Genomic DNA, 16,571 nt, shown 5'->3' on the forward strand with positions numbered 1-16,571 from the left:
CTTTCGCTTTCCACCAGACAGAATTCTCAACAGAGGTAATCCACAATGTCAGCCAAACACGTAGTTTTCGGCGCAGAGGCCCGCGAACGGATGCTGAAAGGCGTCGATACGCTTGCCAACGCCGTTAAAGTCACGCTCGGTCCAAAAGGCCGTAACGTCGTCATCGAGAAATCCTTCGGCGCTCCGCGCACCACGAAGGACGGCGTCACCGTCGCAAAAGAGATCGAGCTTGAAGACAAGCTGGAAAACATGGGCGCACAAATGCTGCGCGAAGTGGCTTCCAAGGCCAACGACGTTGCCGGTGACGGCACCACGACCGCAACGGTTCTCGCCCAAGCCATCGTTCGCGAGGGCCTGAAGCGCGTTGCTGCCGGCATGAACCCAATGGACCTGAAGCGCGGCATCGACAAGGCATCCGCCGAAGTCGTTAAAGACCTCGCTCATCATTCCAAGAAGGTGAAGTCGAACGAAGAGATTGCCCAGGTCGGCACGATCTCCGCAAACGGCGACACCGAAGTTGGCGCAATGATCGCCGAAGCCATGGCGAAAGTCGGCAATGAAGGCGTCATCACGGTTGAAGAAGCCAAGTCGCTCGAAACCGAACTCGATGTTGTCGAAGGCATGCAGTTCGATCGTGGCTACCTGTCGCCTTACTTCATCACCAATCCGGACAAGATGATCGCGGAACTCGAAGATCCGTTCATTCTGCTGCACGAGAGCAAGCTGTCTTCCCTGCAGCCAATGCTGCCGATCCTCGAAAACGTTGTTCAGAGCCAGAAGCCGCTCCTGATCATCGCTGAAGATGTCGACGGTGAAGCACTGGCCACCCTCGTGGTCAACAAGCTGCGCGGCGGCCTGAAGATCGCTGCTGTGAAAGCTCCAGGTTTCGGCGACCGCCGCAAAGCCATGTTGCAGGACATCGCTGTCCTTACCGGCGGCCAGGTCATTTCCGAAGATCTCGGCATCAAGCTCGAGAACGTCTCCATGGACATGCTCGGCACCGCGAAGAAAGTCGCCATCACAAAAGATGACACGACCATCGTGGACGGCGCTGGCGCCAAGAAAGACCTCGAAGCTCGCGTGTCGCAGATCCGCAAGCAGATCGAAGACACGTCTTCCGACTACGACAAGGAGAAGCTGCAGGAGCGTCTCGCGAAACTGGCTGGCGGCGTAGCTGTCATCAAGGTTGGCGGTGCCACTGAAGTGGAAGTGAAAGAGCGCAAGGATCGCGTCGATGACGCCCTGAACGCCACGCGTGCCGCTGTTGAAGAAGGTATCGTCCCTGGTGGTGGTACGGCGCTTCTCGCTGCTGCAAGCAATATCGACGTCAAAGGCCTGAATGCTGACGAGCAGGCCGGTATCGACATCGTGCGCAAGGCTCTGGAAGCTCCGGTTCGCCAGATCGCTGAAAACGCCGGCGTCGAAGGCTCGGTCGTTGTCGACCAGATCCGTCGCGGCAAGGGCAAGGGCTTCGGCTTCAACGCCCAGACCGAAGAATATGGTGACCTCGTCGCCATGGGCGTGATCGACCCGGTGAAAGTTGTGCGCTCTGCTCTGCAGAACGCTGCATCGGTTGCTGGCCTGTTGATCACGACGGAAGCGTCCATCGCTGAAGCCCCAAAGAAGGAAGGTGCCGGCGGCGGCATGCCTGACATGGGTGGCGGCATGGGCGGAATGGGTGGCATGGGCTTCTAAGCCCGGCCCTCAAAGCCAAATTGTCAGAGGCAGCACTTCGGTGCTGCCTCTTTTTTTGGGCGAAATGATCCTTCCGACGCACTCGATTCCAGCTTCTCTACCGCTGCGGCAACCGCTTAGAGTTGCCAAAAACACAAACGGGAGAGAAACAAAGTGGCATCTGCTTCGGATATGAATTTCGGTGACATGCTTGATGCTGTGGGCGAGATGCTTGGTCCGGAAGACCTGGCTCTGGCCCACGGGACACGGCGGACATACTGGCCAGACTTCACGGCTCGATCAAACCGGCTTGCGCGGAATTTACGCGAGATGGGGATCGAAACAGGCGACAAAGCTGGCTTCTATCTACGTAACCAGCCTGAATATACTGAAGCGCTCGCCGCTTGTTTCAAAGGTCGTTTCACGCATGTGAACGTCAACTATCGCTATCTCGCCGACGAACTCTTCTACATTTTTGATAACTCGGACGCTGCGGTTGTGTTCTTTGATGCACAATTTACTGATCAGGTTGAACTGGTCCGCGGTCGCTTGCCCAAGGTGAAGGCCTGGGTCCAGATTGGCGGCGGAGACGTGCCTGACTGGGCGGTAGACTATGACTGTCTCGCCGCCGACGGTGACCCGTCTCCGCTCGGCATCGACCGATCACCAGAAGATTTGTTTTTCCTCTACACCGGCGGAACCACCGGAATGCCCAAAGGCGTGATGTGGTCACAATCCGTCTGGCGACAAGCGTCCAGAGAAGGCGCAGAGAAAGCCGGTCTGCCCTACCCGTCCACTATGGAAGAGTTCAAGATGGCGGTTCAGCTTATGGGGAAAACGGCGCGGCAGGTGCCCGCCTGTCCCCTGATGCATGGCACAGGGCTGTTCACGGCGATGGGTGCGCTGCTAGGCGGCGGCGCAATTATCACGCTGGAACAGAACACCAGCTTTGACCCTGAAAATTTGTGGGAAACCGTCTCGGAACATGGCGTGACGAGCATGGCGATCGTCGGAGATGCATTCGGAAAGCCGATGCTAAAAGCTCTCGACGACAATCCTGGCCGTTGGGATGTCAGCTCTGTACAAACCATCGTATCGTCCGGCGTAATGTGGAGCGCGGAGGTCAAACAAGGCCTCCTGAAGCATATGCCTCAAGCCGCCATGATGGACAGCTTTGGCTCATCTGAAGCGGTCGGCTTCGGGTCATCCACAACGACGCTCGAAGGCGGCACCCAAACGTCCAAATTCGAGATCGGCCCGAACTGCAAGGTGTTTTCCGAAGATGATCGCGAGATCGTGCTCGGCAGTGGCGAGGCCGGGATCATCGCCCGCGGCGGCGCAGTCCCTCTTGGCTACTACAAGGACGAGGCGAAGACCGCCACAACGTTCCGGACAATCAACGGGGTCCGTTACGCCATTCCGGGCGACTGGTGCACGGTGGAGGCGGACGGCACGATCTCATTGCTGGGCCGGGGGTCAAATTGTATCAACACGGCAGGTGAGAAAGTCTATCCAGAAGAGGTCGAAGAGGCCTTGAAGGAACATGCTGCCGTCAAGGACGCACTCGTTGTCGGCGTGCCCGATGAGAAGTGGGGCAACGCCGTGACGGCCGTCGTATCCACAGATTCAGAGGTCAGCGAAGACGAACTGCGCAGCTTTGTGCAATCACGTATTGCCCGCTACAAGGCTCCCAAGTCTGTTTTGTTCAAAGATGATCTTGGGCGCGCGCCGAATGGCAAGGCCGACTATAAGTCCATCAAGGCATTTGCGCTCGACAAGCTGGGCATCAGCCAATGAGCAACAGGCCTCTCAACGTGTAGGCCACGACAGCGACCACCAGCATCGACACAAGGGCTATGCCGACAAACCAGATAAGCCGTCTGGTGAGCGGCGGCTCCTCGTTGTCGTCTGCTGGCTGTACCGGATCAATGCGCATGATAGCCATCTCCCGGCTTAACTTTGCCCCAGAACAGGCTGTAGACGTATGCTGTATAGGCCAGAATGATCGGCAGCATGATCACGGCGCCCACCAACATCAGAACGAGTGCATTGTCCCGCGCAGCAGCCTCATGGATGGATATTTCGTACGGCACGATGAATGGGTAAAGGCTGACGCCGAGGCCCACGTATCCGCTGGCAAAAATGCCCGCCGCCAAAAGGTAAGGTCGCCAGTCCGGCGCTGTGCCCACCGCGCCCTGTTTCATCGATAGGTCTCTCCACAGCCAGACGACAAGTGCCATGCCGACCAGGGGCACCGGCGCGAGCGGCAGGAAGCGTGCAGGCTCAATATGGCTCATGGAAAAGCCCCACCGATCGCCAATGGATGCGTCCACTGAAAGCGTCGCGAAACTGACTGCCAGGAAACAAATTGCCACGCCAGCAAGTGCCATCCGGCCCCACTTGCGCGCCTTGTCATGCAACTCACCTTCGGTTTTGAGAACCAGCCAGCAAGCGCCGAGCAACATGTACCCGATGACAACAGAGATACCGGTCAGAAGGGTGAATGGCGTCAACCAGTCGAACGCGCCGCCCGCGAAGGCACCGCCCTCGACATGAATGCCCTGTACCATCCCGCCAAGCATGATGCCCTGTGAAAATGCGGCGGTGAACGATCCACCATAGAAAGCGCCATTCCAGAAGATACGAGTGGGTCGACGCACGGCCTTGTGTCGGAATTCAAACGCGACGCCGCGGAATATCAATGCAGCCAACATGATAAGCACAGGCAAATAGAAGGCTGGCATGATGATCGCGTATGCGGTGGGAAACGCCGCAAACAGGCCGCCACCACCAATGATCAGCCATGTCTCATTGCCGTCCCAAACGGGCTCGACGGTGGCGGTCATCATGTTCCGCTCTTCTTCAGACTGCGCGATCGCGGTGAACATGTCAACGCCGAGATCGAACCCGTCAAGCAAGACGTACATCATGACGCCGATGGCGAGGATCAGGGCCCAGATGAAGGGTAGGTCGATAGCCATGTTCGCCTCCTATTCCGCCGCAACGATATCGTCGGATGTTTCGGCCTTGTCATCGACTGCGCCCATTGGAGACCCAGGAGGACGCCGCTCACGGCCAGAAGGGTCCGTGGGACTGTCATCAAAGCCGCGCGTGGCAATGCGCGCCATATATACGACACCGGCCGTGAAAATGATGGCATAGACGACCATGAACACGAGCAAGGACGTCGCCACCTGCCCGGCAGAGACCGGTGACAGGCTGTCCACCGTGCGCAAATGTCCATAGACCGTGTAGGGCTGGCGACCGACTTCCGCAGTAATCCACCCGGTCACGACAGCAATGAAACCAAGCGCGCCAGCCGGGACAGCCGCAATGTGGAAGAGACCCGGTGTGTCCAGCTTTTTCCTCCACCAGAGGAAGGTGCCCCAAACGCCCATGGCCAGCATGCCGAGCCCGGCCCCTACCATAATGCGAAATGCATAGAAGACGAGCCATAGCGGCGGCCGTTCGGATTCCGGAAAGTGGTCGATGCCATGAAGCATTTCGCCCTCCTCCAGGCCGGGGAAAAGGAATGAACTGGTGCCCGGAACCGTTATGCCCGCGTGGCCGCATTCGGAACCATCCGGCCACGCGATCAGAACCGTGCCCTGCACTTCCTTGGATTCACACCATCCCTCCACCACTGCGATCTTGGCGGGCTGGTACTTGTGCGCAACTTCGCCCGACCAGTGTCCAACCATGATCTGGATCGGCAGCAGGACGGCCAGAGTGCCCGACGCCATACGAATTTGCCACTTGGTGGGCTCGGTTGTCCGACCTTTCAGAGTCTGCCACGCACCCGCAGCGAGAATTACCGCCGCAGTCGTAGTATAGGCAGCCAGCAACATGTGTGCGAGCCGACTTGGCAGGCTCGGATTGAAGATCGCCTCGATCCAGCTGGTTGCATAAAAATTGCCGGTCTCTGCATCAATCGCAAAGCCGGCTGGCGTCTGCATCCAGCTGTTTGCGGCGAGGATCCAGAAAGCTGAAATCGTGGTGCCGATTGCTACAGCGCATGTCGCAGCAAAGTGCAGCTTCCGACCAACTTTTTGCCAGCCAAACAGCATCACGCCCAGGAATGTTGCCTCCAGGAAGAAAGCGGTCAGCACTTCATAGGCCAACATGGGGCCCATGACGCTGCCGGTGATCTCAGAGAACAGGCTCCAATTCGTACCAAATTGGTAGCTCATCACGACCCCGGATACGACGCCCATGGCGAAAGCGAGTGCGAAGATTTTCACCCAATGCAGATAAAGGCGCTTGAAGACTTCCCTGCCGGTCTTCAGCCACAAGCCTTCGCATACCGCGAGAAAAGCCGCGAGACCGATCGTGAAGGCAGGAAAGAGAATGTGAAAGGCGACGACGAAAGCAAACTGAAGTCGCGACAAGATGAGTGCATCAAATTCCATGAGGCTCGCTCCGCATCATATATGCGATTTTTCTAATATAGTTTGCAGGCTGGCCAAACTTGACGAGCTGACGCGCGCCGGTCTGACGCAGGCGCGCCCAGTCAGCCCTTCCGACGCAATGTCCTGAATATGGCGTCAGCGCGCGCCGCAATGCCCCCATCGTCCTTCACCAGCCTCGCTGTAACGTGAACATGGTCACCGTCTATCAGCGTAACATGCGGATGCGCTTCCAGCCAGCAGCCCTCCCGAACGATGTCCATGAACTCCATGGTCAGCTTGAGCGTGACCGACATCTTGCCGGTCGCGCTCCAGACAGCCCACGCCAGCGCACTATCGGAAAAAGCGCAGGTCATTCCGCCGTGAAGGAAGCCCATGCCATTGCAGTGACGATCCAGCACCCACATGCCGGTGCGCACATCGCCTGATGCCGACGCACGATACGTGGGACCATTGTGTAGCGTGAATTTCCCGCGGGATGGCGTTGGCGCAAATCCCGGCGGCGGTTGTCTCAGCGGCTCAACCGCCTCACTCACCCATGTTTCCGAATACGTCGTGATGGACTGTATCGCCGGGCTCAATCCCCAGTTCGGCGGCACGCCCCCCCGCCAGTTCCAGCACGCCCTTCACCGGCACGCCCGGATTGATCCGACGCAGCGATCCTGGAACAGTTTCGCGAGCAATCGCCAGCACTTTGCCATCAGGATCAATGAACAGCATGTCCAGAGAGATCAGCGTATTCTTCATCCACATATTGGCTTCGCGCGGCTGGCCGAAATCGAACAGCATGCCAGCATTTTCTGCGAGCTCTTCCCGATTCATGAGGCCTGTCTGGACTTCTTCCGGGTCATTCGCCAATTCGACCGTAAAGCTGTGCTCAGTCTCTCCCGACATGATTGTGAGAGGGCCGGTTTCCAGCTGGGCGAAAGCCGCAGGCAAGAACAGGACGAGCGATGCAAAAGCAGAAGAGATGAAACGTATCATGGGGCTTGTTTAGACGGGTGCCCGCAAGGCGGCAAGCTGTCTTGGCTGCTGCTTACCCGCGTTTAATGTGGCTAACGTGCTCACCTTTTGAACCGGTTTCAATGCAGACTTCCAGATCCGTGCCAGGCTCAATATCTTCGTAGCCAGCTTTGCGCAGAACGACGGCGTGCACAAAGATATCCGTGTCATCGCCTTCGCGCTGAACGAACCCATAGCCGCGGGTGCGATTGAACCATTTCAGCGTGACCGTCTCGTAATCGCGCTCAACACCTTTCTCCTTGGCCACAGTGGCCCGAGGGCGTTCCATCTCAATTATGTTAGCGGTTTGCCAACCGCGGTCGCCTTTCACGGCGTCACAAACGATGCGCGCACCCTCATCGGCAGAGGATTCACCATACCCCCTCAGGCATGTCACATGCAGCATCACGTCTCCCGTCAGACTTGCGTCAGACGTCGACTCGGCGACAATAAATCCGTAGCCCTTGGCACTATCGAACCATTTCACATGGCCAATTACGCGCACGGCATCCTCCACGGATGCAGGCTCTGATTCTGATTTGGCGGCTATTCTCGTCATCAACCCGTATTCCCCAATCAGGCAACCTAAAATGTGTTAACGCGCTTGTCACGCGATCTTCACATCAAAGAATGGCTTTCTGCGCCCCTGCCCGCCGCTTACCCCCGCAATGTGGACAGAAATGGGCAAGCGCGGTGAGACACTGCAGCAACGCCCCGTCATACCTCCCTGCCGTGATCATCCTCACAGCCCATTTACCAAGAATATGCTTGCAACGTTAAGTAACGGAAAGCTATACATTGCTGCCAAACTTGGCGCGTAGATTGGAATATATGAGCAATCATACCCTCGACACCTTCAAAGAATTGCTCTTGGAAGGCCTGTGCGACAGCGATGTCCTGCCCCGGGCGCTCGAGATGGTCAATGCGCATTGTGGTGCGGAAACTACACAACTCATTTCCGTCAGTGATGCGACCTTCATTCTGGATTCCGCCGTCGAGGGCACCGTCGATCGCGACCTTTTCCAAAATGAGCAGGAGTATCTCGCCATCAATCCGCGCACCCGGATTCTGGCCTCGCGCGAGATCGGCCGAATCATTCGAGACCATGAAGTGGCAGATGAGGAGACCGTGGCCACCAATGCCGCCTATCAGGAACTCCTGATTCCGGCCGGCGTCGGCCAGTTCGCCGGCACGGTCCTCGCCAGCGATGACTCGACCGTGGTGGCCCTGGCGATTGCCCGCCCCCGCGATGATGGTCCGTTTTCGGATGATTCCATTGCCCGCTTTTCTCAGATGGTCCGCGCAGCCATTCCGGTCACGCATCTTGCAGGGCGCATTGTCAGCCGGCAGGAAACGTCCCTGCTGGACATGTTCGGCCGCCAGGCCTGCGTCGCCATCCTGCACAAATCCGGCACGGTCGTCCGGCAGTCAGAACAGTTCGAGAAACTGCTCGCGTCCGGCGTGGTCCGCACCGATGGGCTCGGCCGCCTGGATCTCCTGTCCGACGAGAGCAACCGCGATCTGGCCCTCACCCTGCGCGGCCAGAGCAACGCCATTGGCGGCCGCTTTTCCTTCGCGCGCCTGCGCCCGGAATGCACCTATATCTGTTCGGTCACACCGGTGCCCCCCATCGGGCATTTCGGCGCCCGCTCCGGCCATGCGGTCCTGTTCATCGACAAGCTCACATCCGTGAAATCCCTGGACCGGAACCTGTTGCGCCAGACCTACTCCCTGACCTCAGCAGAATGCGATGTCTGCGAACGGCTCTATGCCAGCCAGACCGTAGCGGAAATCGCCACAGCCCGGGCTGTGGCAACCAGCACGGTCAAGACGCTTCTCAAGTCGATCATGCAGAAGATGGTGGTCAATCGCCAGGCCGAAATTGTGATAAAATCGTCACGTTTCGCGTTCGATTCTGGTATGTCCGTGCCCGTGCAAACGAATGCAGGCGATAAACTTTACGGATAAATTGTCCCTTCCCCCCGTTTGGGGGATGACAGCCCACTTTCTTAATGTTTCGTTAGCACTCACAAAGGGTGAAACGTTCGCTGAACGCGAGCCGGGAGTGGGGACACGCCCGCAATATCCGGCCCAATTCGGTGAGCCGTTGCTGTAAGATTGGCAGGGCAGAATGCGTGCGACAAAATTCAGTAAGCCACGGGCGGCATCGTATGCGGCAGTTGGCCTCATGATCGCATTTCTAGTGCCGGCCAGCGCATCAGCGGGACACCCGTCCACGGGGCATGATGCGATGACGCTGGATATTGAAGATTATGTCGGCACGCTTCGGATCATCCCGAACACCGAGGACAAGATCGAAATCATCTCCGTCGAGGACGGCGTCGGAAACCTTGGAACCCTGTCCGTGAGCACCGATGAAGATGGCGGCGTCTCGGTCCGCGGGGCCCCTGCCTCCCTCGCCATGAATTGCGCCCGCACCAATGGCGAACTCAGCATCTCCTTCGACAATGGCGAGATGCACCCGATCGGCGACTTCCCGACCGTGGTGATTTCCGCACCCACTTCCACAAATGTCCGCATATCCATGCGGGCCGGAGATGCCGAAATCGCCGATGCTGACAATCTCGAAATTCTGGCTGGCGGATGCAGCCGTATCATCGCCAACAATGTCACCGACACGTTCCGTCTGACAACAACCGGCGCCCTGGCCCTGGAAATGTCCGGCGCCGAAGTCGCTGAAATCGACGCCAGTCATGGCGGCCACATCCGGATCAGCGAAATCCGAAACCGCCTGCATGCCTGTCTTGGCCGGACATCCCGGCTGGTCAGCGACCATCTCACCGGCACGGCTGAAATCTATCAGTCCGGAACCAGCCGGATCACGCTGGATTCCGTTACGCTCACGGACATCACGGCCGAACTCGATGGAACCGCGACGCTTCAAATGGCCGGCACCGCATCGGATGCACGTATGTCACTGGGCGGTGCCTCGCAGGCAAAGGTTTCGAATGGCATCACATTGGCACATGTCGATCTGCAACGCGCAGGCCGCCTCCTCGTGGATGGCGTGCGCTGGAAAGGAACAGGAAATGACTAGTCACCCAATCAGGATGATCCGCACCGGTGCGTGCGCCGGCATGGTCGCACTCGCCCTTGCCGGCAGCGCGGCAGCGCAGGAACTCGTCTATACGCCCGTCAATCCGTCCTTCGGCGGAAATCCGTTCAACTCGGCCCACCTCCTCGGCATCGCAAACGCCCAGGATGATACCGAGGCGCCATCCTCCGCCAGCGGTGATCCGCAGGCTGACCTGTTCATTCGGCAGCTGCAAAGCCGCCTTCTGTCAGGACTCGCCTCCGAGGTCGCCAATGCCATCTTCGGGGAGGATCCGCAGGATTATGGCCGGGTCGTCTTCGGCGACCAGACAGTCGAATTCGTGAGGGGTCTGGATTCGATCACACTGACCATTTTTGACGCAACCACAGGGACAACGACAGAAGTCGTGGTGCCGATTTTCACCACCGGCGGCTAACCGGGAATTTGTAGGGGACGCACACTATATGTGGGGACAATCTGGCTTCAAGCGTTGGCTGGCAACGCCTGTACTGACACTTCTGCTTGCTGCGTGCGGCACGCCGCCAAAAGCGTCCATGGACATGGCGGAGCCGACCGTGAATCCGCGCACGCAGACCGAGTATGCTTTGATCTGGCTGCCAAAGCCGACGGAGCAGATTCCGGTCGCCGTCTATGGCGTCGCGGACGAGACCGGCGCCTTCAAGCCGAGCGATACTGTCCAGACGCTGTCGCGCGCCGTGACCCAGGGCGCAACGCCGATCCTGATCAAGGCCCTGCAGGACGCAGGAGATGGCAGCTGGTTTACCGTCATCGAACGGGAAAAGCTGGATAATTTGCTCAAGGAACGCCAGATCATCTTGGAAATGCGCCAGCGTTATCTGGGGGAATCTGCAAAGGAATCGGTCGCACTTCCCGCGCTGCTTTTCGCGGGCATCCTGATCGAAGGAGCCATCACGGGTTATGATACGAATACGCAAACGGGTGGGGCCGGCGCACGCTATCTGGGAATTGGCGCGAACACACAGTACCGGGAAGACGCCGTTTCGGTGTATTTGCGGGCTGTCAGCGTCAAGACGGGCGAAGTCCTGATCTCGGTAACGACCGAACAACGCGTCGCGTCTGTCGCTTGGCAGGCCAACGCCTTCAAATATGTCGCCTATCGGGAGCTTCTCGAAGCAGAGGCCGGAATCACCCTGAACCAGCCTCGCCATGTTGCTGTACGCCAGGCGCTCGAAAAAGCCGTTTACGGATTGATCGTGGAAGGTGTAAAGTCTGGTCTCTGGAACTTCGAAAACCCCGATCTCGGCAAGACAGCGGTGGATTTCTACGATCAGAAATACCGCACCGAATTTCCAAAGGACGCCCTGAAGGGTGTGCCAAAGGAATTGCTGCAAGAGGGCGAAAACTGGGAGGCCAATGAAGCAAGTTGAGCTGATGCAATCAAAGCCCTGGACCGACTAGGACCAGGCAAAGACAAGATCGCGCGGCGCGAGCCGCAATAAGGGTGGGGAGAGACCGACTTCAAGTTGGCGCTCGGACCGGTCTCTCCCCGGGGATCTGCCATTTGGCGGATCTCCCGACCAATACTGCCTCACGTCGAGGCAAGCAACTCGGGAGCGGCACTTTATGTTGCCACATACTGCAATCGCATCTGCACGTCCGCCCGCTGAGAACGCGCGCAGACACTCGACGCGCAATTCATTCGGCGTCCTGTCCATCTTGTTCGGCTTGGCCCTTCCCGCCGGGGCCGACACGGGCTCATTCGCTAATATTGAGCAGATTTCCGACATTCTTGAGCGCACCCGGCAGGCCGAGGCGCAACGCGCAAACACGCTGGAAGTCACCCAGTCGGGGCGCAATCTTGTCGTGGACGCCTATGTTCAGGGTCAGATGAACCGGGCCAATACGGTCTCCCAATCCGGAGACAATGCGTCGGCCCGCATATCCGTGACGGGAGACTCGAACTCGTTCGCGATTCGCCAGGATTCGTCCCCCGTCGGCAGTCAGCCTGCAGGCCGCAATGATGCCACCCTCACAATCGAGGGCGACTCCAACGACGCCCTCATACGGCAGACAAATGATTTTGGTGAACTGTACTATAATTCCGCTTCCCTCACGCAGCTGGGACACGGCAACACCGCCGCAATCTATCAGACCGTCTCGCCTGGCGATCTTGTGGAAGGCGGCAATGTCGCCTCCATCGTGCAGAACGGTGACGACAACGATGCGCTGATCGAACAGACCGGCGCCGGAAACACCGCGTCAATCGAGCAGGACGGAAACAACAACCAAGGTAAAATCTACCAGGACGGCGAAGGCCTGTCCGCCCTGCTCGTCCAGACCGGCGATGCGCTGGAATACACAATCAACCAGACCGGATGTGTCGTGGCCTCTGGCTGCGGCACGGTCACCGTGACGCAAGGCGCATACTGATGCGCGCCCGGTCTGAAACCGAACATGCCTCCAACTGTACACCAGCGGGGCGTGGCAGAAGCCATCGGGGGGACGCACTCAGCTTCCAGAATGGCCTTTTGAACAAGCTGATCCGAGAACGGATCAGTGCGAAATGTGCACTGACAAGGAGACATCTCATGCGCACGAAACTTCTCGCCACCGCCGCAATCGCGGCACTTTGCTTCGGGGGACCTGCCTTCGCAGACGAATCAGAGGCGCTCATCAACCAGAGCGGCGTTTCAAACAATGCCGACATTGATCAGACCGAAGGTCTCGAAAACGAAGGCTATATCGACCAAACCGGCGACGAAAACTCGGCGTCCATCACCCAGAAGCACACACCTCCCGGATCGCAGATCTACAGTATTGCCACCAATACGGCCGACATCGATCAGACCAGTGCCGTCGGCGCTGCGGTTGGCAACTCTGCAACGGTGACCCAGACCGCTGACACCGTTACCGGGGCCGCCCCGAACTCGGTTGACATCGACCAGAACACCGCAGGTTCGCTCGCACAGACGGCTTCTGTTGACCAGGTCGGTGGCCAGGGCAACAGCGTGACCGTCGCACAAGGCCTTACCGACGATACGGGCGGTGAAGTCGCCACAGTCAGCCAGGAAGGCAATGACAACAGCGCGGTCGTCGCCCAGGACGGCACGGGCGACACAACGACGGTTGCACAGCTCGGTGATGCCAACGCGGCTTCCGTCACCCAGACGGGCAGCGACAATAATTCGACCGTTGACCAGATCGGTAACGACAACGACTCCACTGTCACCCAGAATGCAATCGGCGCCTATGCTGACAATGATCAGACAGGCGACAACAACGTGTCCACGATCGCGCAGACGGACGATTCCTCCAATGGCACGATCAACATCCCGAATGCCGATCCGGAATCGACGGTTATTCAGGCTGGCAACAACAACACCTCCACCGTGGATCAGACGAACACCGGCGGCGGTTTCAACCAGGTTGCCAATGTGAATCAGAACGGCGACACCAATTCCTCGTCCGTGACTCAGGAAGGCACCGGCCCCGGCTTCACGGGCACGCTGCGGACCAATGTGACCCAAACCGGCGGTTCCAACTCGACTGTCAGCCAGACCGCTGTTGACGGACAGGCCAACAATGCCTTCGCCACGATCAACCAGTCCGGCGCTTCGATCTCCGAAGTCAACCAGTCCCTGGATGGCAACCGGGCAACCGGCATTACGGCCAATGTGACGCAGGATGGCGGTTCCAGCGCCTTTGTAGACCAGTCCGTCGAAAACACCGCGACAAGCGGTGCCGTAACGTCCGGGTCCGTGATCGCCACGCTCGATCAGAATGGTGGTTCGGTCGCAAACGTGAATCAGGGCATCGCTGGCAATGGCTCCACGAACATCTCTGCAAGCATCACGCAGGATGGCGGCGCAACGGCGAATGTCGACCAGTTCATGAACGGGGACGGTCAGTCCGGCCTGAGCACGACCATCCTGCAGGATGGCATGAGCACGGCCAATGTGTCCCAGTCGTTCAACATGGATGGTTCGCAGAACTTCGACGCCATCGTCACCCAGTATGGTGATGGCAACACGGCCAATGTCGACCAATATGACAACGCACCAGGTGAAACCGGCCAGAAGGCTGACAACAGCGTTCTGGCTGACGTCTATCAGGATGGCTCCGGCAACACGGCGAACGTCACCCAGGAAGGTCGCGTCTGGCAGGACAGCTCGCTGAACGCCTATGTCACCCAGATCGGCTCCGACAACGAAGCCAGTATCGATCAGGACGGCAAGTCCAGCACGGCGGCCATCGACCAGATCGGCGGCGCATCGTTCAACATGGCCAGCATTGACCAGAGCGGCTTCTCGAACGATTCCTACATCGTGCAGACCGGTCATGGAAACACGGGTTCCATTCTCCAGAATGGTGGCCGTGGAGATGCCGATATTGATCAGAGCGGGGACGATAACTCCGCGACGGTCACGCAAGGCAACAATTCCGGTCGCGACCTGACCGCCAGCGTCACGCAGAGCGGAAATGACAATACCGGTGAGATCACCCAGACGGGCGGCGAATTCTCCACCGCCTCGATCCTGCAGTCGACCGACGGCAACATGGCGACGATCTCGCAAAGCGGCGGTGACTTCAACGACGCGTCGATCAATCAGACGGTGACCGCCGGCAACATGGCCTCCATCGTCCAGACTGGGTCCTATAACTCGGCCACGGTCAACCAGTAACCCCTGCCGTCCCGGGCCGGTTTTCCGGCCCGGGACCTTCATTCCACACACCGGAAGGACTGAGCCATGACGAGCCACACATCCTCGTCGACCGCCTATCCGCGCCCCGCGAACCTTGCTGGCGCCCTGCTCGTCCTTGCCCTCTGCACCGGCTGCACCACGCCGTTCGAGCCTCCCAAAATATTCACCATGCCGACCGGCGGCCTCGAGGCCGACACGCCTCCACCGCCCCGTCCCGATGGCCAGCGCAAGGATGCCGACGCAGCGGCCTACGCCATCAGTGCAGAACAGGTCGTTCCGGCCTCCGAAGACACCAGGCAGGATGCTGCGTCTGCGGGTTTCGGCCAAATTCCAGCGAACCCGGCGGCTGCCCGCCTGACTCCTGTCACGGATGCAGACGATCCCTGTATTGGCGACCTGGCTGGAACAGAGCGCTGTCGCACCAGCCTGGAGCCGAATGACGGGCTCACCCTGACCTCCGGCGAAGGAGATGGAACGCTGACCGTTGTCGTGCCCAGCGCGCGCGCCGTGACCGTCATAGATCCCGCCAGCGCCGTCAACGAGATCGGTCGTGGCAAGGCCGTGTCGCAGGCCGCCCAATCGGCCGGCAGCGAATTTCTCATGGGCACCGGCTCCGACGGCACCCCGCCGCCTCCGGACGAAGATGACATGTTGCCGGATTTCGGCACGGAAGGCCTGCCGATCGACGTCCTGATTCCCGGAACACAGCAATAAGCCCTGCAAGCTCCGGCCCGTCCGAGCGGCATGGCATGAAACGGGCTGACACGATCTGACACACGCTGGAACGGGAGCAAGCTCCGGCCTCAATGCAGTTGAACCGAGGACACCTGACAAGGCGCGTGCCTCAGACGCGTCGGCCCCAAGCCTCCATGTCTTCCGGAATCAGTCGGCGCGATACTGAAAAAACAGGTTCAACACCGACTCAATGTGCGCGTCCACGATTTCTGGTTTCCGCACGTCAATACCAAACAATGCTTGAACCTCGTGCGCCAGCACGAATGGCATCTGACAGACAGACGTCGTGATATAGAGGAAGGATAACGGGTTGAGGTCTGGCAGCTGTTCCAGAGTACTGGCACGCACCAGGCGCTGCGCAATCGCTTCGCGTCGCGGAATGAGAAAATTGTCCACTATCCATTGGAGCCGCTCGCCGCCTATCATCGCTTCGGACACCATGATCCGGGCGTGGTCAGGATTGGCGGCACAATGCCGAATGTAGCGTCGGAGGAGGTCTTTGAAGCCCTCTAGCCCGTCAATGGGCGGAACGTCTGCTGTGTCGAGGTCGATCGCCTTGTCCAGGACCTCAAACATGTCCCGCACGGCTTCACGCCATAGCTGCTCTTTCGAGCCAAAATGATAGCGGATCATCGAGTGTCGTGTTTCGGCAGCCGCAGCAATATCCCGAACATTCGCTGCGTCGAATCCCTGCTGGGCAAACACGATCCGCGCTTCGTGAAGAATACGTGCTCGGCTCTTTTCAGCACGGTCCTGCACCGGGACACGGTGGGTCGGATTATCAGTTGTCCGGGTCAAAAGGCGTCTTCTCAATCGCTCCGCTCACGAGCCGGATACGTAAATTGGAATGGCAGGTCAATCATTGGAAGTCGACGTTCTCCAGACGCAACAGAGCCTTTCCGCTCCCGCCCGGCACAAAAGCGTCCATCTGGACGAATTATTATTGACAATTCGTCCAGATGGACGCTTTCACAGGATGCATACGCAACGATTCGCAGAAATCTGGAGGATACA

Annotated in this window: 16 protein-coding genes; 9 read left to right on the forward strand and 7 right to left on the reverse strand. The window is 58.7% G+C overall.

Annotation, left to right across the window (positions count from 1 at the left end):
- Window positions 1–45 precede the first annotated feature (45 nt).
- Both groL and CFA77_RS11070 read left to right on the forward strand, forming a co-directional pair.
- Window positions 46–1,695 (forward strand): chaperonin GroEL, encoded by a 1,650-nt coding sequence (groL, locus tag CFA77_RS11065; RefSeq protein ID WP_034811605.1) that lies wholly within the window; start codon window positions 46–48, stop codon window positions 1,693–1,695.
- 153 nt (window positions 1,696–1,848) lie between these two features.
- Complete coding sequence (locus tag CFA77_RS11070; protein WP_242517326.1) at window positions 1,849–3,471, forward strand: acyl-CoA synthetase; 1,623 nt, start codon at window positions 1,849–1,851, stop codon at window positions 3,469–3,471.
- On the opposite strand, the gene CFA77_RS11075 is transcribed toward CFA77_RS11070, so the two are convergent.
- The 6 genes from CFA77_RS11075 to CFA77_RS11100 all read right to left on the reverse strand — a co-directional run bounded on the left by CFA77_RS11075 (window position 3,461) and on the right by CFA77_RS11100 (window position 7,641).
- Window positions 3,461–3,610 carry a hypothetical protein gene (locus tag CFA77_RS11075; RefSeq protein WP_206990741.1) on the reverse strand — a complete coding sequence of 50 codons (150 nt, stop codon included), beginning with the start codon at window positions 3,608–3,610 and terminating at the stop codon, window positions 3,461–3,463. The two genes, CFA77_RS11070 and CFA77_RS11075, sit on opposite strands and share 11 nt — an antisense overlap.
- On the reverse strand, window positions 3,600–4,655 hold the full coding sequence (gene cydB, locus CFA77_RS11080; RefSeq protein ID WP_206990742.1) for a cytochrome d ubiquinol oxidase subunit II: 1,056 nt from the start codon (window positions 4,653–4,655) through the stop codon (window positions 3,600–3,602). The genes CFA77_RS11075 and cydB overlap by 11 nt, the downstream gene beginning before the upstream one ends.
- A gap of 9 nt (window positions 4,656–4,664) precedes the next feature.
- A complete protein-coding gene (locus tag CFA77_RS11085; protein WP_206990743.1) occupies window positions 4,665–6,083 on the reverse strand; it encodes a cytochrome ubiquinol oxidase subunit I in 1,419 nt (472 codons plus the stop codon).
- A gap of 101 nt (window positions 6,084–6,184) precedes the next feature.
- Window positions 6,185–6,616, reverse strand: a complete 432-nt coding sequence (locus CFA77_RS11090; protein ID WP_206990744.1) for a PaaI family thioesterase — start codon at window positions 6,614–6,616, stop codon at window positions 6,185–6,187.
- Complete coding sequence (locus tag CFA77_RS11095) at window positions 6,609–7,064, reverse strand: DUF192 domain-containing protein (protein ID WP_206990745.1); 456 nt, start codon at window positions 7,062–7,064, stop codon at window positions 6,609–6,611. Before CFA77_RS11095 ends, CFA77_RS11090 begins: the two co-directional genes overlap by 8 nt.
- A 52-nt stretch (window positions 7,065–7,116) precedes the next feature.
- On the reverse strand, window positions 7,117–7,641 hold the full coding sequence (locus tag CFA77_RS11100; RefSeq protein WP_206990746.1) for a cold-shock protein: 525 nt from the start codon (window positions 7,639–7,641) through the stop codon (window positions 7,117–7,119).
- Window positions 7,642–7,913: 272 nt separating this feature from the next.
- On the opposite strand from CFA77_RS11100, the gene CFA77_RS11105 reads away from it, so the two are divergent.
- The 7 genes from CFA77_RS11105 (at window position 7,914) to CFA77_RS11135 (ending at window position 15,536) form a co-directional block, all read left to right on the forward strand.
- Window positions 7,914–9,050, forward strand: a complete 1,137-nt coding sequence (locus CFA77_RS11105) for a LuxR C-terminal-related transcriptional regulator (RefSeq protein ID WP_206990747.1) — start codon at window positions 7,914–7,916, stop codon at window positions 9,048–9,050.
- 220 nt (window positions 9,051–9,270) lie between these two features.
- The gene (locus CFA77_RS11110) at window positions 9,271–10,140 is read left to right on the forward strand and encodes a hypothetical protein (RefSeq protein ID WP_206990748.1); all 870 of its coding nucleotides are present in this window, start codon (window positions 9,271–9,273) and stop codon (window positions 10,138–10,140) included.
- Entirely contained in the window at window positions 10,133–10,573 is a 441-nt protein-coding gene (locus CFA77_RS11115) for a curli assembly protein CsgF (protein ID WP_206990749.1), read from the forward strand. Before CFA77_RS11110 ends, CFA77_RS11115 begins: the two co-directional genes overlap by 8 nt.
- Window positions 10,574–10,601: 28 nt before the next feature.
- Window positions 10,602–11,546 (forward strand): CsgG/HfaB family protein, encoded by a 945-nt coding sequence (locus tag CFA77_RS11120; RefSeq protein WP_206990750.1) that lies wholly within the window; start codon window positions 10,602–10,604, stop codon window positions 11,544–11,546.
- Window positions 11,547–11,742: 196 nt separating this feature from the next.
- Complete coding sequence (locus CFA77_RS11125; protein ID WP_206990751.1) at window positions 11,743–12,549, forward strand: hypothetical protein; 807 nt, start codon at window positions 11,743–11,745, stop codon at window positions 12,547–12,549.
- A 158-nt stretch (window positions 12,550–12,707) separates the two neighbouring features.
- Complete coding sequence (locus CFA77_RS11130) at window positions 12,708–14,801, forward strand: hypothetical protein (protein WP_206990752.1); 2,094 nt, start codon at window positions 12,708–12,710, stop codon at window positions 14,799–14,801.
- A gap of 66 nt (window positions 14,802–14,867) precedes the next feature.
- Entirely contained in the window at window positions 14,868–15,536 is a 669-nt protein-coding gene (locus tag CFA77_RS11135) for a hypothetical protein (protein ID WP_206990753.1), read from the forward strand.
- A gap of 168 nt (window positions 15,537–15,704) precedes the next feature.
- Here the strand turns inward: CFA77_RS11135 and CFA77_RS11140 are convergent, their stop codons facing one another.
- Window positions 15,705–16,355: a TetR/AcrR family transcriptional regulator gene (locus CFA77_RS11140; RefSeq protein ID WP_206990754.1), complete on the reverse strand. Its 651-nt coding sequence runs from the start codon at window positions 16,353–16,355 to the stop codon at window positions 15,705–15,707.
- Window positions 16,356–16,571: the final 216 nt, after the last annotated feature.

It is taken from the genome of Hyphomonas sp. KY3, assembly GCF_017309975.1.
GTDB lineage: Bacteria > Pseudomonadota > Alphaproteobacteria > Caulobacterales > Hyphomonadaceae > Hyphomonas.